This is a genomic window from Streptomyces sp. NPDC023838 (assembly GCF_040639555.1).
Classification (GTDB): Bacteria; Actinomycetota; Actinomycetes; order Streptomycetales; family Streptomycetaceae; genus Streptomyces.
In genome coordinates this window covers 156,526-181,373 of the sequence record NZ_JBFAAD010000010.1, presented here as the reverse complement: position 1 = coordinate 181,373, position 24,848 = coordinate 156,526, and the positions used below count along the sequence as shown (strand labels likewise).

Genomic DNA, 24,848 nt, shown 5'->3' with positions numbered 1-24,848 from the left:
TCAGCCCTTGTACGCCGCGGCCGCGTCGGCCTCCAGCTTGGCCTGGGCGCCGGCGACGTCCTTGGGGTTCTTCAGGAAGTCCTGAAGGTCCTTCCACTCGCCGTTGCCCGGCGTCCCGCCGAAGGACTGCGGCGCCTGGTCGGACATGTCGAACCGCACGTCGTCCCCGGCCGCGATCAGCGCCTTGGCGATGTCACGCTGTACGTCGTTGGGGTACGCGGCGAGGTCGACGGCCTTGTTGGGCGAGATGTAACCGCCCGCGGCGGCCCAGACCTTGGCGGCGTCCGGGGAGGCCAGCCAGGTCAGCAGGGCCTGGGCGCCCTTGGTGTCCTTGAGGGCGACGGCGGCGTCCCCGCCGGTGACGACGGGAGCCTTGGCCCCCACGGCGGGGAACGGGAAGACCTTCGCATCGGTCCCGATCTTCGCCGAGGTCTGCGCGATGTTGACGCCGACGAAGTCCCCCTCGAAGACCATCCCGGCCTTGGGCTGGTCGCCGCCGGTGAAGGTCTGGGTGACGGAGGCGGGGAACTCGGTCTGCAGGGCGCCGGTCGCGCCACCGGCGATCAGGTCGGGCTTGCCGAAGAGCTGGCCGAGGGTGGTCAGGGCGTCCTTGACGGACGGGTCGGTCCACTTGATCGTGTGCTTGGCCAGCTGGTCGTACTTCTCGGGCCCCGCCTGGGACAGGTAGATGTTCTCGAACCAGTCGGTGAGGGTCCAGCCGTCGGCGCCGCCGACGGAGACAGGGGTGACGCCGGAGGCGGAGATGGTGTCGGCGGCGCCGAGGAAGTCCTTCCAGGTCTTGGGGACCTGCGCGCCGGCGGAATCGAAGACCTTGGTGTTGTACCAGACGAGGGACTTGTTGGCGGCCTTGAAGTACACGGCGTACTGGGTGCCGTCGACCGCGCCCAGGTCCTGCCAGACCTTGGCGTAGTTCTTGGTGAGCTGCGCCTTGGCCTCCGGCCCGACGGGCTTGACCCACTTCTTCTGCACGGCCTGCTGGATGGCTCCGACCTGCGGCAGCATGGCCACGTCCGGGGGACTGCCACCGGCGATCTTCGTCCCGAGGAAGTTGACGATGGGGTCCTGGGCGGGAACGAAGGTGACGGTCGCGCCGGTGCGGCTCTCGAACTCCTTCAGCACCTTGACGAAGTTGGCCTGCTCCGGCCCGGTCCAGACGGCGGCCACCTCGATCTTCTGCCCGTCGAGCCGGGGCAGGCTGACGGTGTCGCCGCCGGACTTCCCGGACCCGCTCGGGGTCGGCTTCCCGTCGTCCTTCTTGTCGTCCCCGCAAGCGGTGGCGGTGAGCGCGAGGGCCCCGATGATGGCTATCCCGACCAGTTTCCGACCTGTACGCATGAGCATGCCGCCTCCCGCCGCCGAGGTCGTCCCGTCCGGACAGTCCTACGCCGGGTGCGGGGGGCCCGCAATAGCGCGATCGCCACCAACTGGGCGATCGTGATGCGGTCGTGACGTGCCGTCGGCGGCTCGCGGGGGGAGGGGTTTGCGCCCCCTGTGGCGGGGCAGAAGGCTTCGTTCACCGGGTGCGGGTCCGCTTGGGCTGGTCGCGCCTCAGGGGCTGGCTGGCCGGAGCTCGGCGAAGCCCCGGTAACCCACCTGCCCCCACCTCCGGAGGGCAGAGGCGGGGACGGGCCTAAAGGCCCGGTGGGGGCGCCGCGTGGACCACCCGCCCCGCGCGCTCCAACGCACTGGCCAGCAACGCAAGATCCGTAGGGCCGTTCCCCAGCTCACGAACGGGCCGCCGAGCCGGCGGATCCCCCATCCGCTCCCACTCCAGCGGCACCACCGTCGGCCGCAGCGTCGCCGTACGGGGTATCCGCCCCGTCACCCGCCCGCCCTGGAACGGCGTCACCGACCCGTCCGACAAGAACAGCCGTCCCCGCCCCGGCGACGGCTCCTCCGGCGACGGCACGGCCGGCGGCGCGTCGAGCCGCACCACGTTCCGTACCCCCCGGGCCAGCTCCGTGTCCGCCGTACGCTCCGGCCGGGCCGACGTCGCGACCAGGTGCACCCCGAGCCGCTCCCCGTCCCTCGCCACCGCCTCCAGGGCCCGCATCACCGACCCCGCCGCGGGCCGCCCGGGACTGCCGAGCGCGGGCGCGACCAGCGCGTCGAGGTCGTCCACCAGGACGACGAGACGGGTCAGCGGCGGCGGCCCGGCCTCCGTACGCGTACGCCCCAGCGGCCGCAGGCGCAGTGTGCTGGTGGACGACGCGTCCACGTCACCGCTCTGCTCGCCGGGCGCCGGCGGCCGTGGCTGCACCAGCCGACCCGCGACCTCCTCGGCCACCTGCCGCGCGGTCCACTCCGCGAAGCCCAGATCGCCCAGCAGCTCGGCCCGCCGCTTCAGCTCCGCCCCCAGCGCCTGCGCGAACTCCCGCATGCGAACCGGGTCGGAGGCCACCAAGTACGTGGAGACATGGGGGAGTTCGGTACAGGCGCGCAGTCCCTCGCCGCGCTCCCCGCCCGCCCCGTCGACCAGGACGAGCGCCAGCCGGTCCGGCCGCGCCCCGGCCGCGAGCGACGCGGCGACCGCCCGCAGCAGCTCCGTACGCCCGCTGCCCGCCGGTCCCTCGATCAGCAGATGCGGCCCGTCGGAGGCGAGGCCGACGCCGACCGGACCGCGCGGCCCGGTGCCGAGCACCACCGCGCCGTCCGGCGCCGACTCCCAGCGCGCCATCAGAGACGCCGGGGTCGCCCGGGCCAGGCCCAGCTCGTCGAGCAGCCGGGACGAGGGGGGCAGGGCCACCGGCGGCCGCCCGGGCGCGGCCGTCCCGTCGCCCGCCCGCAGCGGCGCGAGCGCCCGCGCGAAGCGCTCCGCCCACGCCACCGACACCGCGTCCACCACCGCCAGCGTGCCGTGCCCGGCCGGGCGGCCGCCCGCCGTGCGCAGCAGCCGCAGCGCCGTGGCCACGTCCCCGCTGAGCAGCGCCGCCGCCCCGCACTCGCGGAAGGGGAGCGAGACCGCGCACGCCGACTCGTACGTCGCCTCCACCGGTGAGGTCGGCGAGGCGGCCGGTGTCTCGGCGAGGCAGAGCAGATGGATGCCCGCCGCGCCCCCGGCGGACGCGAGCCGGGCCGTCGTCTCGCGCAGCACGGACGAGCCGGGGTCGCCGTCGACGATCACCACCGTGTACGGACCCGAGTAGCGGCGGGTCGCGTCGGCCACGGCCGCCGCGTCGGCGGACGCCCAGCCCGGCCCCAGCGGGCTGTCGTCCAGACGCCGGACCAGCTCGGTCGTACGGGCCGTGGCCTGCTCGCGGTCGTACGCGAGGAGCAGCCGGCAGTCCTGGCCGTGCCCGGGGCGCACATGCGGGAGCCAGCCGAGCCAGCCCCACTCCGCGGTACGGGTCTGGAGGCTGCGGCCGCGCTCCGTACTGATGAGGACGATCTCCAGGTCGGCCGGCGCGTGCAGCGCCGCGAGCTGGGCCACGGCCGCCCTCGCCAGGCCGTTCAGCCGGGGGCGGGGCCCGGCGAGGCCGAGCGAGCCCGCCTCCCGCAGCCCCACGGTGACCGGCACGGCCGCGAGCTCGCCCCGGTCCGCCGTCCCGACCCGGATCGCCAGCTCCTCAGGGTGCCCGGGGCGGCGCTCCCACAGCCGCGGCCCCGGGCCGAGCGCGGTCAGCAGCAGCGCGGCCGGGTCGGGCCAGCGCTCCGGCGCGGGCGGGGCGCCCAGCACCACGGCGACGGTCTCGGCGGCCACCGGTTCGTCCATGGCCTCCCCGCGCCCTCCGGCCAGCCGCCGCGCCCAGGCCCCTATGCCCCCGCGCCGCCGGGACGGCGCCCCGTCGTCCACGCGCGCGTGCTCGACGTCCTCCGGCAGCCGGGTCCCCCGCGGAGGCGTCCCGACCCGCCGACTCGCCCCACCGGGGCCGTACGCCTGACTGCCCGGTCCGGAGTCGTCGGACGGACCGCCAGGCCCAGGGCCGTAAGACTGACCGCCCGGCCCGGGTCCGTAAGGCTGGCCGCCAGGCCCGGCGCCGTAGGACGGACCGCCAGGCCCGGAGCCGTAAGCCTGGCCGCCCGGCCCAGCGTCGTAGGACTGACCGCCCGGCCCGGCACCGTGAGACGGATCGCCCGATCCGGCACCGTGAGACGGACCGCCCGGCCCGGGGCCGTACGGCTGGTCGCCAGGCGCATGCACCCGGCCGGTTCCGCCCTGCTGCCCGGCGTGGCCGCCGTACGTGCCGTACCCACCCTCCGTACGGCCTTGCCCCGCCTGCCCGTACCCCTCGCCCTGCCCGTGGCTCTCGCCCTGTCCGAAACCTTCGTGTCCGCCCTGCCCGTGCGGTCGCGCGCCGCCCTGCGCCGGGTCGGCCGGGCCGTGGCCCCCGGGCGCGGGCGCGCTTCCCGTGCCGTGGGTCGTCGGGCCGTGTCCGGGCGGGCCCGGCTCGCCCGACGCGCGCGGGGACGGCACCCGGGCGGTCTCCGGGCCGTGGCCGACCGGCGCTCCGGTCGGAGCGCCCTCCCCGTACGCCACCGGCCCCGACGGGGGCCGTGGGGGCGAGGCGGCCGGGGTCACCCGGATGTGGCCCTCGCCGTCCGGCGCCGTGGGCAGCGGCTGCGGGGACGGGGCCCCGGTGCTCAGCCGCAGGGCGGACTCCCCGAGGCGCAGCAGCGCGCCCAGCGGCAGACGCACCGAGTGCGGGCCGACCGGGGCGCCGTCCACGCGCGTGCCGTTCGTCGAGCCCAGGTCGGCCACCGAGACCCGGCCGCCCTCGCCGACCGTCACCGCGCAGTGCAGCCGGGACACATCCGGGTCGTCCAGCGGAACGTCCGCGTCCGCCGAGCGGCCGACGCGGATCTGGCCGCCGTGCAGCAGATGGACCCCGCCCGCGTCCGGCCCCGCCACGACGCACAGCCGGGCCGGGACCGCCTCCTCGTGCTCCTCGTACGCGTACGACGACGAGTCGGCCGGGGAGGACAGGGACAGCACCGCCCCGTCCACCAGCGGCGGCTCGCCGAGCACGCGGCGCTGGGGATCGAGCCGCTCGCGGCCCGCGTAGAGCACCACCGCACTGGACACCTCGGAGCCGGACGCGGCCGTGGCGAGGCCCGAGGCGACGGCCGCGAGGGCGGTCCCGGCGGGCGCGGTCACGAGCACGTCGCAGGCGCGCGCCGCAGCGTGGCCGCTGCGCGGCGCGAGGACGGTCAGCCGGATCTGCATCGCCTCGGCGGTCCCTTCTGCGCGGGGGTGCCGGGCACGGAGGGAAAGGCCCTTGTGATTCCCCCCACCAGGCACACATGTCGTGCTGAGGGCATCCTCGCACCTGCCACTGACAACACGCCCGCCCCCCACCTCCAAGTGATCTTGAATGGTCGGCTCTCGACGCAAATGTGGCCGCAAAGTGGCCGGTTGCGCACCTCGGCGCACCTCGACAGAATCGCTCACCCCGCTTCGGTACGGCCGTTCGGCAACCTTCCGTACGACGCGGGCGTCTTCCCTTCGAACACCCCGAGCGTGCGGGCCCGAGCCGCCACGGTCGTCACCACAGCCGTGGTGACAGTGGGCGGCATTACAGTGGGCGGCTCGGGGACACCCGAAACAGACCCGGATTCCAGCCAGACCAGCAGGGAGCGCATGACGTGCGGCCGGTAGGCAGCAAGTACTTGCTCGAGGAGCCGCTCGGACGCGGTGCCACGGGCACCGTCTGGCGCGCCCGCCAGCGTGAGGCGGCGGGCGCCGAGGCGGCCGTGGCCGGCCAGCCCGGCGAGACCGTCGCGATCAAGGTCCTCAAGGAGGAGCTGGCCAACGACGCGGACGTCGTGATGCGGTTCCTGCGCGAGCGCTCGGTGCTGCTGCGCCTGACGCACCCCAACATCGTGCGCACCCGCGACCTCGTCGTGGAGGGCGATCTGCTCGCCCTGGTCATGGACCTGGTCGACGGCCCGGACCTGCACCGCTATCTGCGCGAGAACGGCCCGTTCACCCCGGTCGCCGCCTCCCTGCTCACCGCGCAGATCGCGGACGCGCTCGCCGCCAGCCACGCCGACGGCGTGGTCCACCGCGACCTGAAGCCGGCGAACGTCCTTCTGGACGAGCGCGAGGGTGCCATGCACCCGATGCTCACCGACTTCGGCATCGCGCGCCTCGCGGACTCCCCGGGTCTGACCCGTACGCACGAGTTCGTGGGCACGCCCGCGTACGTGGCGCCGGAGTCCGCCGAGGGCCGCCCACAGACCTCCGCCGTGGACGTCTACGGCGCCGGAATCCTGATGTACGAGCTGGTCACCGGGCGTCCCCCGTTCGCGGGCGGGACCGCTCTCGAGGTGCTGCACCGGCATCTGAGCGAGGAGCCGCGCCGCCCCACCACCGTGCCCGGCCCGCTCTGGACGGTCATCGAGCGCTGTCTGCGCAAGAACCCGGACGAACGGCCGAGCGCCGAGAACCTCGCGCGCGCCCTGCGCGTCGTGGCCGACGGCATCGGGGTGCACTCCAGCCCGGCCCAGGTCGAGGCGGCCGACGGCGTCGGCGCGCTGCTCGCGCCCGACCCCGCCCCCGCGCCCGTCCCCGAGACGCCCGGCGCGGCCGACCCGACGCAGGTGCTGCCGAGCAACGCGGCCTCGTACGGCCAGAACGATCCGAACGCGGCGACCTCGTATCTGCCGAACACGTCCGGAGCGGCGGACCCGACCGCCGTCCTGCCCAGCCGGGGCGCGGCCGACCCGACGGCCGTGATGCCGCCGGTGCCGCAGGGCCAGAACCAGTTCGGCCAGCAGGGCGGCGGCCCCGACCCGCAGCAGCCCGAGCAGCCGCACCCCTGGCAGTCCCAGCTCCAGGCGGCCCGCGACCGCAACGAGCAGACGCAGGTGCAGTACCTGGACCCGGACCAGGACCCGCTGCGCCGCCGCCCGCATCGCAACCAGCAGCCGCCGCAGCACCAGCAGCCCCCGCAGCAGTACGGCCAGCAGCCCCAGCAGTACGGCCAGCCCCAACAGCCCCAACAGCCCCAGCAGCCCCAGCAGTACCGCCAGCCCCAGCAGCCCCAGTACCGCCAGCCTCAGCAGCCGCAGCCGTACGCGCAGCCCCCGCAGCACCAGCAGCACCAACAGCGCCAGCAGTACGCCCCGCCGCAGGCGCCGCAGCAGCCCCAGCAGCCGCAGGCCCCCGCGCCCCGCGAGCCGCGCCGCCGCAGCGCCAACCCGATGCGCATCCCGGGGCTCGGCTGCCTCAAGGGCTGCCTGTTCACCTTGGTGCTGCTCTTCGTGGCGGGCTGGCTCATCTGGGAGCTGACCCCGCTCCAGGACTGGGTGGCCGAGGGCAAGAGCTACTGGCAGGCGCTCGGGGACGCGGCCGACAAGGTGTCGGGCTGGATCGGCAAACTCAGCGGCAACTGAGGCGTGCGCGACGCCGACTTCGTGGATTTGTCGACTTCCAAGGGGTGATTTCGCCCTCGGAAGTGAAGGTTGGCCTCCCGGCCGCGTAGCCTCGGCGTGCACAGCCAGCCGCTGAGGGAGCAGTCTTGGCACGGAATATCGGCAGCCGGTACACCGCCCACCAGATCCTGGGGCGGGGCAGCGCCGGCACGGTGTGGCTAGGCGAGGGGCCGGACGGGCCCGTCGCCATCAAGCTGCTGCGCGAGGACCTCGCCGCCGACCAGGAGCTGGTCGGCCGATTCGTCCAGGAGCGCACCGCGCTGCTCGGCCTCGACCACCCCAATGTCGTGGGCGTGCGCGACCTGGTCGTCGACGGCAACGACCTCGCCCTGGTCATGGACCTGGTGCGGGGTACGGACGTACGCACCCGGCTGGACCGCGAGCGCCGCCTCGCCCCCGAGGCGGCGGTGGCGATCGTCGCGGACGTGGCCGACGGCCTGGCCGCCGCGCACGCGGCCGGAATCGTGCACCGGGACGTCAAGCCCGAGAACATCCTCCTGGACATGCAGGGCCCGCTCGGCCCCGGCGGCTCGCACCCCGCGCTCCTCACCGACTTCGGCGTGGCGAAGCTGATCGACACCCCCCGCCGCACCAAGGCCACCCGCATCATCGGCACGCCCGACTATCTGGCCCCCGAGATCGTCGAGGGCCTGCCGCCCCGGGCGGCGGTGGACATCTACGCCCTGGCCACGGTCCTGTACGAACTCCTGGCGGGCTTCACCCCCTTCGGCGGCGGCCACCCCGGAGCGGTGCTGCGCCGCCACGTCACCGAGACCGTGGTGCCGCTGCCCGGCATCCCCGACGAGCTCTGGCAGCTGGTCGTCCAGTGCCTCGCCAAGGCCCCGGCCTCCCGGCTGCGCGCCTCGGAGCTCTCCGCCCGGCTGCGCGAGCTGCTGCCGCTGGTGGCGGGGATGCCGCCGCTGGACGTGGACGAGCCGGACGCCGAAGAGCCCGACGAGCCGGTGTACGAGGAGCCCGCGTCCCCCTCCGGCAGGCCCCGCAGGGGCGCGGTCCCGCTGGTCCCGGGGGCCCCGCTGGACTCCAACCGCGACACCCACACCAGCATGCGCGTCCCCGCCCCCGACGAACTGGCGGGCGGCCCCCTGGGCACGGCCCGCGCCCCCCGCCCGACGGGCACCCCCCGCCCCGGCTCGGCCCGCCACCGCGCCGACCAGCTCCGCAGACGCCGCCTGATCCTGGGCGCCTCGGCGGTGGCACTGACGGCGGCGGTGGCCGTGGGCGGCTGGCTGGTCGCATCGGGTGGCGACGACGGCAAGGACAAGCCGCCACAGGACTCCAAGCACTCGGCGCCGGTTGTGCCGTAGCGCGACGACCGTTGGAACCGTCGCGCCCCGCTACGGGGGCGCGACGGCTGTCAGGGAACCACGGGCGGGTGCAGTGGGATCGTGTCGGATCCGCCGCCCGGCGGGACTGGTTGGACGACTGTGTTCAGGAATACTTCATAGGGCCACTGCTCAAGTGATTCCGGCTCGGCCCCCGTTCCGGTGACAACCCCGCGAAGGAACCAGCCAGGACCATCGCATCCAAGAAAACGCACCCTCATGAAGGTGCTGGAGCCGTCCTGCATCGTCACGGCTTGGTTCGCCTCGATCTCTATTCCTGCCAGGCCGAGCGTCTCTGACGCCCTGGAGTGACTCGCACGTATTTTGCGGAGCAGGTCGTGGCGGACTGCTCTCCAGGTGGAGTCCTCGGTCCTCCGAAACACCTGCAATTGGAGGGCCGTGCCGTCGAGAACAAGCGTGACGTCTGCGCACCCGCTCGTCGAGTCGCTGGACATGGGCTCGATCTGGATTCCCTCCCGAGAGGGGATCCAGAGTGCTCCCAGGTCAAGATACTCGTCGGCGGGGACGAAAGGCTCGCCCGCATACCAGGGTCCGATGTCGAGACCGCGTCGTGCCGCATCAATTCCGCCGTCGTTTCGTGCGACCTCGTAACAGCCCTCCTCGGCGAGTGCCAGGAATTCATCGACGTCTGGGTCGGTGAGGCCCCGCTCTTCAACGAGAGCAGACAACATTTCTACTATGCCGCGCAAGAGGATGGTTTTTCGTGGGCCGCCAGCCGTGGACGGCGAGGGGTCGGCTCCCGCGAGAAAGCCAATGATCTCCTGGACCTCCAGCGGACCGACTCCCCGGCTGATATGCCGGGACATCGCCGAGGCGATCTGCACGGCATCCTGCCCGTCCTCTTCAGCTCAATCCTGAGGGCCATGACGAGGACTGAGCCAGGAGTGATTTGATTCCGCCCCCTGCGCTGCGCAATAGCCTCACTCTCCGGGCTGATGAACCCGTCCCGGGAAAACTGGGTGAGGATACGCACGGCTTGGTCTTTCATTTCCATAACCCCCGAACTTTTGTCATATTCGGAATCCCGCCATTCCCGTGGCAATCGTAGTGCTGGCGAGGCCGTCAGGAGTGTGATGGCTCACCCGTGGGCGAGATCATCGGCCTTCTTGGGTGCAGCGGAGGATGTGCTCTGTCGTGATTTGCGAAGCTTTCCGCGAGTGGCCGATGTGGCCCTTGCCCCGTTGTCGTCATCGACGGCAGTGCCGTCCGAGCAGCGGCCCTTGTGGCAGGTCGCGGGGTTCGAGCCTCGCGGGTCGAGGGGCCCTTCGTTGATGATTCGGCCCGAGCCATCGCCGTAGGGCGTGCACGTCAACAGCTGGATCTCCGAGCAGGCGGCTTTCACCGTGCGGGACGCCGGGCGGCTGAGTCCGGACGATCGCCACCGCGCAAGGTGCCCCGGAATCCCCTCAGCGGGCTCCGGGGCACGCGCGTCGAGGCGGGGCCGCCCCGCGGGCGGCCCGCCCGGGCCCGCTTGTCGCCGCAGCCGTTACGCTGGACCCGTGGCAGTCGTCGATGTATCCGAAGAGCTGAAGTCCCTCTCCTCGACCATGGGGTCGATCGAGGCCGTCCTGGACCTCGACAAGCTGAGGGCAGATATCGCCGTGCTTGAGGAGCAGGCCGCCGCGCCGTCCCTGTGGGACGATCCGGAGGCCGCCCAGAAGATCACGAGCAAGCTGTCGCACCTCCAGGCCGAGGTCCGCAAGACCGAGACCCTGCGCGGCCGGATCGACGACCTCAGCGTGCTCTTCGAGCTCGCCGAGGAGATGGACGACGCGGACACCCTCGCGGAGGCGGAGGCCGAGCTGGTCTCCGTGCGCAAGGCGCTGGACGAGATGGAGGTCAGGACCCTGCTGTCCGGCGAGTACGCCGAACGCGAGGCTCTGGTCAACATCCGCGCCGAGGCCGGCGGCGTCGACGCCTCCGACTTCGCCGAGCGCCTCCAGCGCATGTACCTGCGCTGGGCCGAGCGCCACGGCTACCCGACCGAGGTGTACGAGACCTCGTACGCGGAGGAAGCCGGCATCAAGTCGACCACCTTCGTCGTCAAGGCGCCGTACGCGTACGGCACGCTCTCCGTCGAGCAGGGCACGCACCGGCTGGTGCGCATCTCGCCGTTCGACAACCAGGGCCGCCGCCAGACCTCCTTCGCGGGCGTCGAGGTGTTGCCGGTCGTCGAGACCAGCGACCACGTCGAGATCGACGAGTCCGAGCTGCGCGTGGACGTGTACCGCGCCTCCGGCCCCGGCGGCCAGGGCGTCAACACCACCGACTCGGCCGTGCGCATCACGCACATCCCGACCGGCATCGTGGTCTCCTGCCAGAACGAACGCTCGCAGATCCAGAACAAGGCCAGCGCCATGAACGTCCTCCAGGCGAAGCTCCTCGAGCGCCGCCGCCAGGAGGAGCAGGCCAGGATGGACGCCCTCAAGGACGGCGGCAGCTCCTGGGGCAACCAGATGCGTTCGTACGTGCTGCACCCGTACCAGATGGTCAAGGACCTGCGCACCGAGTTCGAGGTCGGCAACCCGCAGGCCGTTCTGGACGGCGAGATCGACGGCTTCCTGGAAGCCGGAATTCGCTGGCGCAAGCAGCAGGAGAAGTAACCGACCGGCCTTTTCGGGGCTTTGTTTCGGGGCTTTGTCGACAAGGGAACTGCCGTTCGGTGAGCGGCAGTTCCCTTTTTACGTCACAGTCGCAACCCCGTACGACGGGCAAGTCCCACTAATCCGGGCATTCCGTACGCAACGGCCTTGACGTCATTCTCAGGAGTGCGGAAGGGTGACGCGCGGCATGCGTATTTCCGGGGCGCGTGTGACGGGGGCGACGGAAACGGATCCCCCAGTCCCGCGGCCCCCGGGCGCTGCTCCATGACGATTGAGCTACTGGGGGTAGCAGGCAGATGACCAAAATGACGCGGGTCCGCGTTGCACGGATAGCCGCGGGCGCGGTGATCGCGGCAGGCGCGTCCCTGACCGCCGCGGGAGCGGCCCAGGCCGTGGGTGTCGACGTCAACATCGGCGGCATCAGCGCCAAGGCCGAGGCCAACAAGAGCGGTGTGGACGTCGGCCTCGGCGTCGAGGGCGAGTCGGACGGCGGCACCGGCACGGTCGGTGGCATCGGTGGCGCGGACACCGGCGGTGCGGGCGGTTCGTCCTCCACCGGCGGTTCGTCGACCACTGGTGGTTCCACCGGCGGTTCGTCCTCCACGGGCGGCACCAGCACCACCGGTGAGACGTCCTCGACGGGCGGCAGCTCGTCCAGCGGCGGCACCAGCACCACGGGTGAGACGTCGTCGACCGGTGGCAGCTCGTCCACCGGCGGTTCGACGTCGTCGACCGGCGGCATCGGCGGCGCCGACATCGGCGGTACGGGCGGTTCGTCCTCCACCGGCGGCTCGTCCTCCACGGGCGGTTCCTCGTCCACGGGCGGCAGCTCGTCCACCGGTGGCTCCTCGTCGACGGGCGGTTCCTCGTCCACCGGCGGTTCGTCCTCCACGGGCGGTTCCTCGTCCACCGGTGGCTCGTCGTCCACGGGCGGCTCCAGCACCACGGGCGGTTCCACCTCGTCCGGCGGCACCACCGGCACGGGCGGCACCACGTCCACCGGCGGCACCACGAGCACCGGCGGCACCACCGCCACCGGCGGCAGCTCCACCGGCGGGTCCTCCACGGGCGGCTCCTCCGCCACCGGGGGCTCCACCAGCGCCGGCAGCACCGGCGGCTCCGGCACCTGCACCGTCTCGCTCGACGGTGCCAGCTGCCCGGACAACACCACCCCGGACAGCGGTGGCTCCAAGCCGGTCGAGCAGGGCAAGGCCAAGGACGAGCTCGCCGAGACCGGTGCGGGCGAGACCACGTTCCTGCTGCTCGGCGCCGCGACGATGATCGCCGGTGGCGTCGGCTTCCGGTTCATGCCGCGCCTGGTCGGTGGCCGTAACGTCGCGTAAGCGACACGCACGGTAGTCGACACCTAGGTACCTAGACATATAGGCACATAGGCACAGAGAACGACAGTGGGGCCCGGGGCGCATTGCGCACCCCGGGCCCCACCTGCGTAAAGCCGCCGTGCCTCGTTACACGGTCTGCCCCGTCACACGGTCTGCCCCGTCACACGGTCTGGTGGGCCAGCAACGCCACCGCGGCCACCAGCACCACGAGCAGCGTCACCAGCGCGGCCGGGCTCAGACCGCCCCAGGGCCCTTCCTGCTGCAGCCGCTGGCGGTTGGCCCGGCAGACGGGGCAGCGGCCCTCGCTGACCGGCGCCGCGCAGTTCGCGCACACCAATCGGTCATAGGTCATGCGCTTTCCTCCTCCCGCGCGGCGGAGCCGCCGTATGCACCTACTGCTCCGCTCAACGCTCAGGGAAACGCAACCGTTCCCCCTACCACTGTGCCAGCTGCCGCGCGTTTCGGCGCGCCCCGCCGGATTCTGCCCCCGTGAGGGGGACCGCGGGGCGCCGTCAACGGGACATAAGGCGCATCCCCGGAACATCCTCGGGCGGTGCCTGCACGGCCCAGGCCGGTTCGCGTAGTGTCACGCACACCTATTCCCGGCGACCGTGGTGCACCGTGATCCGATTCGACAACGTCTCCAAGACATATCCCAAGCAGAGCCACCCCGCTCTGCGGGACGTCTCCCTCGACATCGAGAAGGGTGAGTTCGTCTTCCTCGTCGGTTCTTCCGGCTCCGGGAAGTCGACCTTCCTTCGACTCGTCCTGCGCGAGGAGCGCGCCAGCCAAGGGCAGGTGCACGTGCTCGGCAAGGACCTGGCCCGGCTCTCCAACTGGAAGGTGCCGCACATGCGGCGCCAGCTCGGGACCGTCTTCCAGGACTTCCGCCTCCTCCCCAACAAGACCGTGGCCGAGAACGTCGCCTTCGCCCAGGAGGTCATCGGCAAGCCGCGCGGGGAGATCCGGAAGGCCGTGCCCCAGGTGCTCGACCTCGTCGGGCTCGGCGGCAAGGAGGACCGGCGCCCCGGTGAGCTCTCCGGCGGTGAGCAGCAGCGCGTCGCCATCGCGCGGGCCTTCGTCAACCGGCCGATGCTGCTGATCGCGGACGAGCCGACCGGCAACCTGGACCCGCAGACCTCCGTGGGCATCATGAAGCTCCTGGACCGGATCAACCGGACCGGGACGACCGTGATCATGGCGACCCACGACCAGAACATCGTCGACCAGATGCGCAAGCGTGTTATCGAGCTCGAAAAGGGCCGTCTCGTACGTGACCAGGCGCGCGGCGTCTACGGCTACCAGCACTGATGCGCTGAGCATCGAGCTCGGAAGCACGACAAGCACGGAAAGGCTCAACCAGTCGCCATGCGCGCGCAGTTCGTACTCTCGGAGATCGGCGTCGGTCTCCGCCGCAACCTGACCATGACGTTCGCCGTCATCGTCTCCGTGGCCCTGTCCCTGGCCCTGTTCGGCGGTTCGCTGCTGATGCGGGACCAGGTCAACAACATGAAGGGCTACTGGTACGACAAGGTCAACGTCTCGATCTTCCTCTGCAACAAGGCCGACGCCGAGTCCGTCGCCAAGTGCTCCAAGGGCGCCGTCACCGCCCAGCAGAAGAAGGACATCGAGGGCGATCTGAAGAAGCTGGACATCGTCGAGACCGTTACGTACGAGTCCGCGGATCAGGCGTTCAAGCACTACAAGGAGCAGTTCGGCGACTCCCCGATGGCCGGTTCGATCACGCCGGACCAGATGCAGGAGTCGTTCCGGGTCAAGCTCAAGGACCCGGAGAAGTTCAAGGTGGTCGCCACCGCCTTCGCCGGGCGCGACGGCGTGCAGTCCGTCCAGGACCAGAAGGGCATCCTGGAGAACCTGTTCAGCCTGCTCGGCGGCATGAACGTGGCCGCGGTCCTGATCATGGCGGTGATGCTGGTCGTGGCGCTGATGCTGATCGTCAACACGGTCCGCGTCTCCGCGTTCAGCAGACGGCGCGAGACCGGCATCATGCGCCTGGTGGGTGCGTCGAGCTTCTACATCCAGGCGCCGTTCATCATGGAGGCCGCCTTCGCCGGCGTGCTCGGCGGCATCGCCGCCTCCGGCATGCTGATCGTCGGCCGCTACTTCATGATCGACCACGGTCTCGACCTGTCGCACAAGCTGAACCTCATCAACTTCATCGGCTGGGACGCGGTCCTCGCCAAGCTGCCGCTGGTGCTCGCGGCGAGCGTCGTGATGCCCGCCCTCGCCGCGTTCTTCGCGCTGCGCAAGTACCTGAAGGTGTGACGCGGGGTCTTTTCCGTGTGAGATGCGCCCCGGGCGCCGTGGGAGCAACAGCCCCTGCGGCGCCCTCGCGTTGTCCTAGACTCGACGCCATGTCAGGTCCGGACAGCTGTCCCAGGTCCCGCGGAGTACGCCGCGGGGCGACTCTGACATTGGTCTTCGTCTCCGTCCTGGCGACCGCCGCGGTGACCGGATCGCTGCCGCAGGCCGAGGGGCGCCGCGCCCCGCTGCACGTGCTGCCCGCCTCCGCCGCCGAGCCCCGCGACCGCGGTACGGACGTGGCCCGGGCCGCCGCCGAGGCGGTGGCCGACGGCAAGTCGGTGACGCAGGCGGCCGCCGAGGCCGTCAGCCGCAGCGGCGACCGCTGGGGCGCGGTGTACGACCAGAGCGCGTACGAGCAGTTCGAGGACGCCCTCGACGGCCGGTACACGGGCGTGGGCCTGTGGGCCCGGCGCACCGCCGACGGCCGCGTCGAGGTGACCCGCCTCCAGCCCGGCGGCCCGGCCGCCCGCGCCGGGATCAGGGCCGGGGACCGGCTCCGTACGATCGACGGCCGCGCCCTCGACACCCTGCCGGTCACCGAGGTCGTCGCCCTGCTGCGCGGCGACGGGGCCACCCCGGGCAGCAAGGTCGTCCTCGGCCTGGACCGGGCCGGGCGGACCTGGACCGAGTCGCTGCGGCGGGCCGAACTCACCACTGAGACCGTGACGGTGAGCGCGCTGCCCGGCGGCGACGTGATGATCAAGGTGGCGGCCTTCACCAAGGGTTCGGGCGAGCGGGTGCGCAAGGCGGTCCGCTCGGTCCCCGGCGGCGCCGGGGTCCTCCTCGACCTGCGTGGCAACACCGGCGGCCTGGTCACCGAAGCCGCCTCGGCCGCCTCCGCCTTCCTCGACGGCGGCCTGGTCGCCACGTACGACGTGCACGGCCGCCAGCGCGCGCTGTACGCGGACCGGGCCGGCGACACCGCCCGCCCGCTGGTCGTCCTGGTCGACAGCGGCACCATGAGCGCGGCCGAGCTGCTGACCGGCGCCCTGCAGGACCGCGGCCGGGCCGTCACGGTCGGCTCGCGCACCTTCGGCAAGGGCTCGGTGCAGATGCCGACCGCCCTGCCGGACGGCTCGGTGGCCGAGCTGACCGTCGGCCACTACCGCACCCCGGCGGGCCACGGCGTCGACGGGAAGGGCATCACCCCGGACGTACCGGTCACCGACCGGGCCCAGGAGCGGGCCCAAGCAGTATTGAGTGGCCTCGGGGGCCGGTCGTAGTGCGAAAATGGCCGCACTATGGCTAAGGCAAAAGACAAGGACAAGGGCGACGGGCGCAAGCTCGTCGCGCAGAACAAGAAGGCGCGGCACGACTACCACATCATCGACACCTACGAGTGCGGTCTCGTGCTCACCGGTACCGAGGTGAAGTCGCTGCGCCAGGGGCGGGCGTCGCTGGTCGACGGGTTCGTCCAGATCGACGGGGGCGAGGCCTGGCTGCACAACGTCCATGTGCCGGAGTACGCCCAGGGCACCTGGACCAACCACAGCGCGCGGCGCAAGCGGAAGCTGCTGCTGCACCGCGCCGAGATCGACAAGCTGGCGTCGAAGTCGCAGGAGTCGGGCCACACGATCGTGCCCCTCGTCCTGTACTTCAAGGAGGGCCGGGCGAAGATCGAGATCGCGCTGGCGAAGGGCAAGAAGGAGTTCGACAAGCGGCAGACGCTGCGGGAGAAGCAGGACACCCGGGAGACGAACCGGGCGATCGCGGCGGCGCGGCGGCGGCAGCGGGCGTAGCCCGCGCCCTCCACGCCCGGCCCGCCCGTAATACGCTGGCACCCGGCCACGTCAGTCACGTACGATGGGGCCTGCACCTCACAGCGGGTGCGCGATTTGAAAAATCAACATGGGGATGATCGGTTTCGACAGCGGATGTCGAAGCAGGGGAAGCGTGTCGAGGAAGCGGCAATGATCTCGTTAACCATATGTCGCAACCAATAATCGCCAACACCAAGCGCGATTCCTTCGCCCTCGCTGCCTAAGTAGCGACTTGCGAAGTGTCAGCCCGGGGGTGATCCCGACCCGGATCCTGGCATCATCAAGGGATCTAAACTTCTGAGCCCGGTCACGGGGCCCAGAAGGAAATCAAACAGTGACTGAGCCCGTCGGAGACTTGTTCGCGTGATCTCCGGGGCTGAGAAAATCGCAGCGAACTGCACACGGAGAAGCCCTGATTCTGCACCGTTGGACGCGGGTTCGATTCCCGCCATCTCCACGAGACGGATGGGCGGATCCTGCTCGCCGACCGCGCGAGCATGATCCGTCGCGTTCTGCTTCTGGGGGCATGGCCCCCAGACCCCGTCATCCCATGTGAGACGAAGGCCCGGCCGCTACGACAGCGACCGGGCCTTCGTCGTACGCACCCGCGCACCCACGCCTCACGCCCGACGCCGCCCCACCCCCGCCGCGCAAGCCACCAGCGCCGCCCCCGCCGCGCAGACCGGGGCGAGGTACGCCGTCGGGGCGGAGGTGTGGTCGGTCAGCCAGCCGCCCGTGGCGGAGCCCAGGGCTATGCCGCCCAGGATCGCGGTGACCGCCAGGGTCATCCCCTCGTTGAGGCGGCCCTCGGGCGTGACGCGCTGGACCAGGGTCATCCCGGTGACCATGGTCGGCGCGGTCGCCGCGCCCGCGAGCAGCAGGGCCCCGGCCAGGACCGCCAGCGAACCCGTACGGGCCGCCAGCAGCGGCAGGCACATCAGCGCCGTCATCGCGCCGACGCACACCAGCAGCCGCCGGGAGAGAGAACGCGCCGGCCGCACCGAGCCGTAGACCAGCCCGGCCGCACCCGACCCGGCCGCCTGGAGGGCGAGGACCGCGCCGCCCGACGGACCGTGGCCGAGCCCGGACGCGTACGCCAGGGTCACCACCTCCATCGAGCCGAACACCGCGCCCGTGGCGAGGAAGACGGCGAGCAGCGGAGCGAGGCCGGGGGAGCGCAGGGGCGAGCGGGTGGTGGTGCGCGGGGCCACCGGCGGTTCCGTGGAGCGCTGGGCCGAGAAGATCAGCATGCCCGTCATCAGGAGCACCGCGCCCAGCAGCGTGCCCGCCTCCGGGAACAGGGCCGTGCAGAGGAACGCGGCGGCCACCGGGCCGAGCATGAAACACAGCTCGTCCACGGCCTGCTCGAAGGAGTTGGCGGTGTGCAGGACCGCAGGGTCGCCCCGGTGGACGTGCGCCCAGCGCGCCCTGGACATCCCGCCGGTGTTCGGGGTGGTCGCGGTCGCGGCGTACGCGGCGAAGAGCGTCCAGTCCGGCGCGTCGAGGCGTACGCAGAGCAGCAGCGCCAGTGAACCCAGCACCGCGATCGCGGTGGCGGGCATGGCGACCCGGGCCTGGCCGTGGCGGTCGACCAGGCGGGCCGTCCAGGGCGCGACCAGGGCGGTCGCGCCGAGGCCCGTGGCGGTGACGGCTCCGGCGAGGGCGTACGAGCCGCGCGACCCGGCGATCATGATCACGGCGCTCACGCTGAACATGCCCATGGGAAGCCGGGCGACGAGGTTGCCCAGGGTGAAGGCCCGCGCGCCCGGGACGGCGAAGAGGCGACGGTAGGGGGCGGTCCGCACGGCCTTTTCGCGGGCCGCGCGGCGGGGCTCGCGCTCGTACGCGCGCTCGTACGTGCTCTCGTAGCTGCTGTCGTACGTGCTCTCGTACCTGCTCTCGTCCCTGCTGTCGTGCGTGCTCTCGTACCTGCTCTCGTACGAAGCGGGTCCGGCGAGCACCAGGGTCGAACCCGAGACGGTCATCAGTTGCGGCATGCCCCGAGCCTCCCCGGACCGGGGCGCGGGCGTCCAACACCTGATCAGAGGCCATTCACGCACTTCCGTTGTCAACGCCCGTGCGGTTGACTGCCGTCCGTGACCCAGGACATCGACCCCCGGCTGCTGCGCGCGTTCACCGCCGTCGCCGACGAGCTGCACTTCACCCGGGCCGCCGCCCGGCTCTTCGTCGCCCAGCAGGCGCTGAGCCGGGACGTGCGGCGGCTCGAACGCGACCTGGGCACCGAGCTGTTCGTACGGACCACCCGCGCGGTGGAGCTCACCGCCGACGGCGAGCGGCTGCTGCCGTACGCGCGGCGGGTGCTCGCGGCGCACGACGAGCTGCGGGCTGGCTGGGCGGCCGAGGCGCGTCCGCTGCTCGTCGACATCAGCGCCCCGGTCGGCACCGGCCACCGGGTGCTGATGGGGGCCCGCGAGGCGGCGGCCGGGCAGGAGTTCGTGGCGCGCTATCTGAGCGGGCTCACCGGGGCCGCCGCCGACATCCTCGCCGGACGCCTCGACGTCTCCTTCGGCCGGGTCGCCGGGCTCGGCCCGTCGGTCCTCGCCGGTCTCTCGCACCAGCCGGTGCGGTACGAGCGGATGGCGGTGCTGCTCCCCGACGGCCACCGGCTGGCGCGTCTGGAGGAGGTGCCGGTGGACGCGCTCGCGGGCGAGACGCTGTACGCGGCCGCGGGCAATCCGGCCACCGCCGAGTGGACGGATCTGGCCGCGCGGCTCGTCGCGGGGCGGGGTGCGGAACTGGCCGCGCCCTTCCCGGAGATCTCCGGGAAGGACGAGTTCGTCCGGGTGGTGCTGGGGCGCGGCTGGTCGGTGCTGGTCAGCACCGACTTCCTGGAGATACCCGGGATGGTGCTGCGGCCGCTGACCGCTCCCGTACCGCTGTCCCCCGTGTCGCTGGTGTGGCGCAAGGGGCTCAGGCACCCCGGTCTGGAGGTCCTCAGGGAGGTGGCCCGCCGGATGGGAAAGGCCGCCGGGTGGCTCGAATTGCCCCCTGACAGCTGGCTTCCGGAGGCGGATCTGTCTCTCATGTCTCACTGATGCCACTCTGGTGTTCCAGTTGAGGAACAACACTTGGCGTATGAACATGGCTCACAGCAGCGTGCGCTACATTCATTCCCCGGGTGCGGTGTGGTAGTGGGGGTGCGTGGAACGGGTGGGGACCCGGTCCGGAACGCAGTGCCCGCTAGAGGAGTGCGCGCAACCCGCGAATCATCCAGTGGGGAAGTGCGTACGCAAAGTGGACAATTGGCGAAAAGATGCCCCGCAGGGGCGATCCCGGAACCCGTTCGAGGAGCCCCGTAGGCCTCTCGACGACCTCACGATGGAACTGAACGTCGCCGGACGCCTGCCGGGCAACCCCCAGGCACAGGACCGGACTCAGGACGGGACGCAGAACCGGCCCCAGGGCCGGACCCAGGACCAGATCGACACACGGGAACAGACCCAGGTCTGGGCTCAGGTCCCGTTCCAGGCCCAGGTCCCGTCCCAGATCCCCTTCCCGGCGCAGGCTCCCTTCCCGGCTCAGGACCTGGCACAGGCCCCGGTTCCCGCCGGTGACCCCGACGGCCCCGTCTTCGTGGACGAGAGCGGCCGCCGTGGCAAGAACCTGCGCCGGCTCGGCTGGGTCTTCGGCCTGGCATGTACCTGCTATGCCGTAATGCTCGTCGGCAGTCTGCTCGGCGGCAGCTCCCGCGCGCCCTGGCTCGGCATACCCGGGCCCGCCGCCAAGGAGAAGAAGACGGAGACGGTCCAGGTCACCCCGGCTCCCGCCGAGTCCCGCACCCCCCACCCCGGCACCAAGCCCGGCGTCCCCGCCAAGGACAAGGTGCGCCCCTCGGCCGGCGGCTCCGGGCGAGCCAAGGCCACCGGCACCCCCAAGCCGGGCAAGTCCCACCACCCCGCCAAGCCCACCAACGCCTCCCCGCACCCCGGCACCTCGCAGACCGCGAAGCCGACCACCGGCGGCCACTCGGCGGGCCCCGGCCTCCCCACCGGTTCGTCCGGCAGCCCGACGGGCCTGTCGACGAAGCCGACTCCGCACTCTGGAGCCAGTACGTGAAAGCCCCTCGCCGTACGATTCGTCGTACGACTTCCGCCTCGACCGCTCGTCAGCCGAGACGCCGCAGACTGCCGATGCGCTATCTGCTGCCCCTGCTCTTCCTCGTCGCCCTCTTCGCGATGCTGATGCTGCGCGGGTACGTCCACAACGAGATACTCGCCGACCACCGCATCCGCCCGGACGCGTCCACCGACACCGTGCCCGAGCACATCCTGGACGGCGGCCCGGTCATCGACGCGCGGGGCACGGGCAAGCCCACGAGCCTCGACATCCCCAAGCACAAACTGGTGCTCACCTTCGACGACGGCCCGGACCCCACCTGGACCCCGAAGGTGCTCGACCAGCTGAAGAAGTACCACGCGCACGGCGTCTTCTTCGTCACCGGAGCAAACGCCGCCCGCTACCCCGACCTGGTCAAGCGGATGGTCGACGAGGGCCACGAGGTCGGGCTGCACACCTTCAACCACCCCGACCTCTCCTACCAGTCGCACGCCCGCATCGACTGGGAGCTCGCGCAGAACCAGCTGGCCCTCGAAGGCGCCGCCGGTATCCGCACCTCCCTCTTCCGGCCGCCGTACTCGTCGTTCGCGGACGCGATCGACGACCAGAACTGGCCGGTGATCAAGTACGTGGGCAGCCGCGGGTACATCACCGCGCTGGACTCCACGGACAGTGAGGACTGGCAGCGCCCCGGCATCAAGACGATCGTCAAGAACGCCACGCCCAAGCACGGCAAGGGCGCCATCGTCCTGATGCACGACTCGGGTGGCGACCGCTCGCAGACCGTGGAGGCGCTCGACACCTTCCTGCCCGAGCTCCAGGGCAAGGGCTACACGTTCGTGAATCTGACCGAGGCCCTGAACGCGCCCAGCGCGCACACCCCGGTCTCCGGCATGGACCTGTGGAAGGGCAAGGCGTTCGTCTTCGCCGTCCAGGTCTCCGAGCACACCACCGACGTCCTGGTGGGCGGGCTCGCCGTGATCGGCGTGCTGGTCTTCGCCCGGTTCGGGCTGATGCTGATCCTGTCGTTCCTGCACGCGCGCAAGGTGCGGGCGCGCGGGTTCCGCTGGGGCCCCGAGGTCACCGAGCCGGTCTCGGTGATCGTCCCCGCGTACAACGAGCGCGAGTGCATCGCCAACACCGTGCGCTCGCTGATGGCCAGCGACCACCCCATCGAGGTGCTCGTCGTCGACGACGGCTCCAACGACGGCACCGCGGACATCGTCGAGGCGATGCGGCTGCCGAACGTCCGGGTGATCCGGCAGGTCAACGGCGGCAAGCCGTCCGCGCTCAACAACGGCATCAGGCACGCCCGTTACGACATCGTCGTGATGATGGACGGCGACACGGTCTTCGAGCGGTCGACGGTACGCGAGCTGGTGCAGCCGTTCGGCGACGCGCGGGTCGGCGCGGTCGCGGGCAACGCCAAGGTGGGCAACCGCGACTCGCTCATCGGCGCCTGGCAGCACATCGAGTACGTGATGGGCTTCAACCTGGACCGCCGGATGTACGACGTGCTGGGCTGCATGCCGACCATTCCGGGCGCGGTCGGCGCCTTCCGGCGCACCGCGCTGGAGCGGGTCGGCGGCATCAGCGAGGACACCCTCGCCGAGGACACCGACGTCACCATGGCGATGCACCGCGACGGCTGGCGGGTCGTGTACGCGGAGAACGCGCGGGCCTGGACCGAGGCACCGGAGTCCGTACAGCAGCTCTGGTCGCAGCGCTACCGCTGGTCGTACGGCACGATGCAGGCGATCTGGAAGCACCGCCGCGCGGTCTTCGAGCGAGGCCCGTCGGGCCGCTTCGGCCGCGTGGGCCTGCCCCTGGTCTCGCTGTTCATGGTCCTGGCCCCGCTGCTGGCCCCCCTGATCGACGTCTTCCTCCTCTACGGCCTGCTCTTCGGCCCGACGGAGAAGACGGTGCTGGCGTGGCTGGGCGTACTGGCGATCCAACTGGTGTGCGCGGCCTACGCGTTCCGCCTGGACCGCGAACGCCTCACCCACCTGATCTCGCTGCCCCTTCAGCAGATCCTGTACCGCCAGCTGATGTACGTGGTGCTCCTGCAGTCCTGGATCACGGCCCTCACGGGTGGCCGGCTGCGGTGGCAGAAGCTACGGCGGACGGGCGTCGTGGAGGCGCCGGGAGGCATCCCCACGCAGCGCGGCAGCAAGGAGAACATCGACCGGAGGCCCGTCGCATGACCACCACCGAGCCCACGGGCGCCTGGCCACAGCCGGGACCGAACGCCTCCGGCGGCGCCTGGCCGCAGCCGGGACCGAACGCGCCCGGCGGCGCTTGGCCGCAGCAGGCGCCGAGCGACCCCAGCGGCGCCGCCTGGCCGCAGCCGGGGCCGACCGAGCCGGCGGGTGTACGGCCGCAGCCCGGTCCCACCGAGCCGACGGGTGCAGGGCCGCAGCCCGGTCCCACCGAGCCGACGGGTCGGGGGTCGCAGCCGGGGCCGTACGAGCCGACGGGTGCACGGGCGCAGCCGGGCTCGTACGACGCCGAGGCACCGGGGGAGGAGGCCCGCTACCTGTCGCCGCCCGCGGCGGTTCTGCGCCACCAGGCGGAGGCCGCCCCCGCGCCGCGCGCGCCCGGCCGGGACCGCTACTTCGACCTGCTCAGGGCCCTGGCCCTGTTCCGTGTCGTCCTCTACCACCTGATGGGCTGGGCCTGGCTGCCGCTGGCCTTCCCCTCCATGGGCGTGATGTTCGCGCTCGCCGGCAACCTCATGGGCCGTTCCCTCAAGCGCCCGGCCCCGCAGGTCATCCGCAGCCGGATGCGGCGCCTGCTGCCGCCGATGTGGCTGCTGGGCGCGATCGGCGTCACCGGCATGATCGCCCAGGGCTGGGGCCCGGACGCGGACGGCCATCCGGGCTGGTGGTGGACCCACCTCCTCTTCTGGATCGTCCCGCTGAGCGACCCGCCGTTCGCGGCGGACCTCCCCGGCGTCCACGGCTTCCTGGACGGCTCCTGGGCGGGCAACGTCGCCGAGCCGCTCTGGTACCTGCGGGCCTACCTCTGGTACGTCCTGCTGTCGCCGCTGATCCTGCGGTATCTGCGCAAGGTGCCGTGGACGACGATCCTGACGCCGCTGGTGCTCTCGGCCGTCCTGACGTACGGCAGCTTCGACCTTCCGGAGCGGATCGACTCCACAATCACCGACTTCTCCACGTTCGGCGCGTGCTGGGTCCTGGGCATGGCCCACCAGGAGGGCGTCCTGAGCCGCGTTCCGCGCTACATCGTTCCCGCGGTGGCCCCGTTCATCCTCGGCGTCGGCCTCTGGTGGGCCATGCGGAACGGCTTCGGGGGCGAGAACGAACTGGACGGCATCCCGCTCGCCCAGGCGCTCTGGTCGTTCGGCGCGGTCCTGCTGCTGCTCCACTTCAGCCCGTCGTGGTCGCAGTGGCCGCCGAAGCTGCGCCGCTGGGACCGGCTGATCACCCTGCTCAACTCGCGCGCGGTGACGGTCTACCTCTGGCACAACGTGTGCATCCTGGCCGCGGCGACGATGTGGGACCAGCTGTGGGGCGTCGGCAACCTGGGCGAGAGCGTCTCCTGGCTCCTGGACAGCCCCTGGCCGGTGCTCGCCTTCACCTGGGCACTGATCGGCCTGTGCGTCCTGAGCTTCGGCTGGATCGAGGACGTGGCCGCCAAGCGCAGCCCCAGACTGTGGCCGGACGGCAGGTCCGCAGGGGCGAAGCGCTGAGCGCGTGAGGAACACGAGGAGGGGCCCGGACGACACGTCGTCCGGGCCCCTCCTCGCACGTTCAGCGACGGCGAGCTTCGACAGCGGTGGATCGTCCTCAGCCCCCTGTGCGACTGCGGACTCCCCGGGTTCCGCCACCCCCACCTCCCCGGCAAGAGTTGCCGCGGCATCCACGCGGCGGGCCTCACCGCACGGCACCCCGTCCCGTGAACACAAGGTTGCCCGCCGGTCACGCGGCGGCACGGGGGTGAAATGCGGCCTGCCTACCG

The 24,848-nt window shown here is 71.9% G+C and carries 17 protein-coding genes and 1 other RNA gene; 13 read left to right on the top strand and 5 right to left on the bottom strand.

The window, feature by feature from the left end; translation table 11 throughout:
• A complete protein-coding gene (locus AB0G17_RS15655) occupies window positions 1–1,356 on the bottom strand; it encodes an ABC transporter substrate-binding protein (RefSeq protein WP_361381748.1) in 1,356 nt (451 codons plus the stop codon).
• Between the two features lie 295 nt (window positions 1,357–1,651).
• Window positions 1,652–5,185, bottom strand: a complete 3,534-nt coding sequence (locus AB0G17_RS15650) for an FtsK/SpoIIIE domain-containing protein (protein ID WP_361381601.1) — start codon at window positions 5,183–5,185, stop codon at window positions 1,652–1,654.
• A 419-nt stretch (window positions 5,186–5,604) separates the two neighbouring features.
• Between AB0G17_RS15650 and AB0G17_RS15645 the strand changes: the two genes are divergently transcribed.
• Together AB0G17_RS15645 and AB0G17_RS15640 are read left to right on the top strand one after the other, a co-directional pair.
• Window positions 5,605–7,356, top strand: coding sequence for a serine/threonine-protein kinase (locus AB0G17_RS15645; protein ID WP_361381598.1), 1,752 nt, complete (start codon window positions 5,605–5,607; stop codon window positions 7,354–7,356).
• 125 nt (window positions 7,357–7,481) lie between these two features.
• The gene (locus AB0G17_RS15640) at window positions 7,482–8,720 is read left to right on the top strand and encodes a serine/threonine-protein kinase (RefSeq protein WP_361381595.1); all 1,239 of its coding nucleotides are present in this window, start codon (window positions 7,482–7,484) and stop codon (window positions 8,718–8,720) included.
• Between the two features lie 50 nt (window positions 8,721–8,770).
• Here AB0G17_RS15640 and AB0G17_RS15635 read toward each other — a convergent pair whose 3' ends face one another.
• Complete coding sequence (locus AB0G17_RS15635; protein WP_361381592.1) at window positions 8,771–9,583, bottom strand: DUF3710 domain-containing protein; 813 nt, start codon at window positions 9,581–9,583, stop codon at window positions 8,771–8,773.
• A gap of 675 nt (window positions 9,584–10,258) precedes the next feature.
• Between AB0G17_RS15635 and prfB the strand changes: the two genes are divergently transcribed.
• Together prfB and AB0G17_RS15625 are read left to right on the top strand one after the other, a co-directional pair.
• Window positions 10,259–11,362 (top strand): peptide chain release factor 2, encoded by a 1,104-nt coding sequence (gene prfB / locus AB0G17_RS15630; protein ID WP_361381589.1) that lies wholly within the window; start codon window positions 10,259–10,261, stop codon window positions 11,360–11,362.
• Window positions 11,363–11,658: 296 nt separating this feature from the next.
• Window positions 11,659–12,705: a hypothetical protein gene (locus tag AB0G17_RS15625; RefSeq protein WP_361381587.1), complete on the top strand. Its 1,047-nt coding sequence runs from the start codon at window positions 11,659–11,661 to the stop codon at window positions 12,703–12,705.
• Window positions 12,706–12,865: 160 nt separating this feature from the next.
• Here AB0G17_RS15625 and AB0G17_RS15620 read toward each other — a convergent pair whose 3' ends face one another.
• Entirely contained in the window at window positions 12,866–13,057 is a 192-nt protein-coding gene (locus AB0G17_RS15620) for a hypothetical protein (RefSeq protein WP_361381584.1), read from the bottom strand.
• 269 nt (window positions 13,058–13,326) lie between these two features.
• Here AB0G17_RS15620 and ftsE point away from each other — a divergent pair, with 269 nt between their 5' ends.
• The 5 genes from ftsE (at window position 13,327) to ssrA (ending at window position 17,250) form a co-directional block, all read left to right on the top strand.
• On the top strand, window positions 13,327–14,016 hold the full coding sequence (gene ftsE / locus AB0G17_RS15615; protein ID WP_361381581.1) for a cell division ATP-binding protein FtsE: 690 nt from the start codon (window positions 13,327–13,329) through the stop codon (window positions 14,014–14,016).
• Between the two features lie 57 nt (window positions 14,017–14,073).
• Window positions 14,074–14,991, top strand: coding sequence for a permease-like cell division protein FtsX (gene ftsX, locus AB0G17_RS15610; protein ID WP_361381578.1), 918 nt, complete (start codon window positions 14,074–14,076; stop codon window positions 14,989–14,991).
• 89 nt (window positions 14,992–15,080) lie between these two features.
• Window positions 15,081–16,253 (top strand): S41 family peptidase, encoded by a 1,173-nt coding sequence (locus AB0G17_RS15605; RefSeq protein WP_361381574.1) that lies wholly within the window; start codon window positions 15,081–15,083, stop codon window positions 16,251–16,253.
• A gap of 18 nt (window positions 16,254–16,271) precedes the next feature.
• The gene (gene smpB, locus AB0G17_RS15600) at window positions 16,272–16,769 is read left to right on the top strand and encodes an SsrA-binding protein SmpB (RefSeq protein WP_361381572.1); all 498 of its coding nucleotides are present in this window, start codon (window positions 16,272–16,274) and stop codon (window positions 16,767–16,769) included.
• A gap of 111 nt (window positions 16,770–16,880) precedes the next feature.
• Window positions 16,881–17,250: a transfer-messenger RNA gene (ssrA, locus tag AB0G17_RS15595) on the top strand.
• A 160-nt stretch (window positions 17,251–17,410) separates the two neighbouring features.
• On the opposite strand, the gene AB0G17_RS15590 is transcribed toward ssrA, so the two are convergent.
• A complete protein-coding gene (locus AB0G17_RS15590; protein WP_361381569.1) occupies window positions 17,411–18,787 on the bottom strand; it encodes an MFS transporter in 1,377 nt (458 codons plus the stop codon).
• A 99-nt stretch (window positions 18,788–18,886) separates the two neighbouring features.
• Here AB0G17_RS15590 and AB0G17_RS15585 point away from each other — a divergent pair, with 99 nt between their 5' ends.
• The 4 genes from AB0G17_RS15585 to AB0G17_RS15570 all read left to right on the top strand — a co-directional run bounded on the left by AB0G17_RS15585 (window position 18,887) and on the right by AB0G17_RS15570 (window position 24,579).
• The gene (locus tag AB0G17_RS15585; protein WP_361381566.1) at window positions 18,887–19,846 is read left to right on the top strand and encodes a LysR family transcriptional regulator; all 960 of its coding nucleotides are present in this window, start codon (window positions 18,887–18,889) and stop codon (window positions 19,844–19,846) included.
• Window positions 19,847–20,129: 283 nt separating this feature from the next.
• The gene (locus AB0G17_RS15580) at window positions 20,130–20,867 is read left to right on the top strand and encodes a hypothetical protein (protein WP_361381563.1); all 738 of its coding nucleotides are present in this window, start codon (window positions 20,130–20,132) and stop codon (window positions 20,865–20,867) included.
• 74 nt (window positions 20,868–20,941) lie between these two features.
• Window positions 20,942–23,071, top strand: a complete 2,130-nt coding sequence (locus AB0G17_RS15575) for a bifunctional polysaccharide deacetylase/glycosyltransferase family 2 protein (protein WP_361381560.1) — start codon at window positions 20,942–20,944, stop codon at window positions 23,069–23,071.
• Between the two features lie 353 nt (window positions 23,072–23,424).
• The gene (locus AB0G17_RS15570; protein WP_361381745.1) at window positions 23,425–24,579 is read left to right on the top strand and encodes an acyltransferase; all 1,155 of its coding nucleotides are present in this window, start codon (window positions 23,425–23,427) and stop codon (window positions 24,577–24,579) included.
• The last annotated feature ends 269 nt before the right edge of the window (window positions 24,580–24,848 follow it).

Excerpts from the sequence above, each read along its gene's own strand:
- AB0G17_RS15655 (WP_361381748.1), bottom strand. The coding sequence starts at position 1,356 with ATGCGTACAGGTCGGAAACTGGTCGGGATAGCCATCATCGGGGCCCTC.
- AB0G17_RS15650 (WP_361381601.1), bottom strand. The coding sequence starts at position 5,185 with ATGCAGATCCGGCTGACCGTCCTCGCGCCGCGCAGCGGCCACGCTGCG.
- AB0G17_RS15625 (WP_361381587.1), top strand. The coding sequence starts at position 11,659 with ATGACCAAAATGACGCGGGTCCGCGTTGCACGGATAGCCGCGGGCGCG.
- AB0G17_RS15620 (WP_361381584.1), bottom strand. The coding sequence starts at position 13,057 with ATGACCTATGACCGATTGGTGTGCGCGAACTGCGCGGCGCCGGTCAGC.
- ftsX (WP_361381578.1), top strand. The coding sequence starts at position 14,074 with ATGCGCGCGCAGTTCGTACTCTCGGAGATCGGCGTCGGTCTCCGCCGC.
- AB0G17_RS15605 (WP_361381574.1), top strand. The coding sequence starts at position 15,081 with ATGTCAGGTCCGGACAGCTGTCCCAGGTCCCGCGGAGTACGCCGCGGG.
- smpB (WP_361381572.1), top strand. The coding sequence starts at position 16,272 with ATGGCTAAGGCAAAAGACAAGGACAAGGGCGACGGGCGCAAGCTCGTC.
- AB0G17_RS15590 (WP_361381569.1), bottom strand. The coding sequence starts at position 18,787 with ATGCCGCAACTGATGACCGTCTCGGGTTCGACCCTGGTGCTCGCCGGA.
- AB0G17_RS15580 (WP_361381563.1), top strand. The coding sequence starts at position 20,130 with ATGGAACTGAACGTCGCCGGACGCCTGCCGGGCAACCCCCAGGCACAG.
- AB0G17_RS15575 (WP_361381560.1), top strand. The coding sequence starts at position 20,942 with ATGCGCTATCTGCTGCCCCTGCTCTTCCTCGTCGCCCTCTTCGCGATG.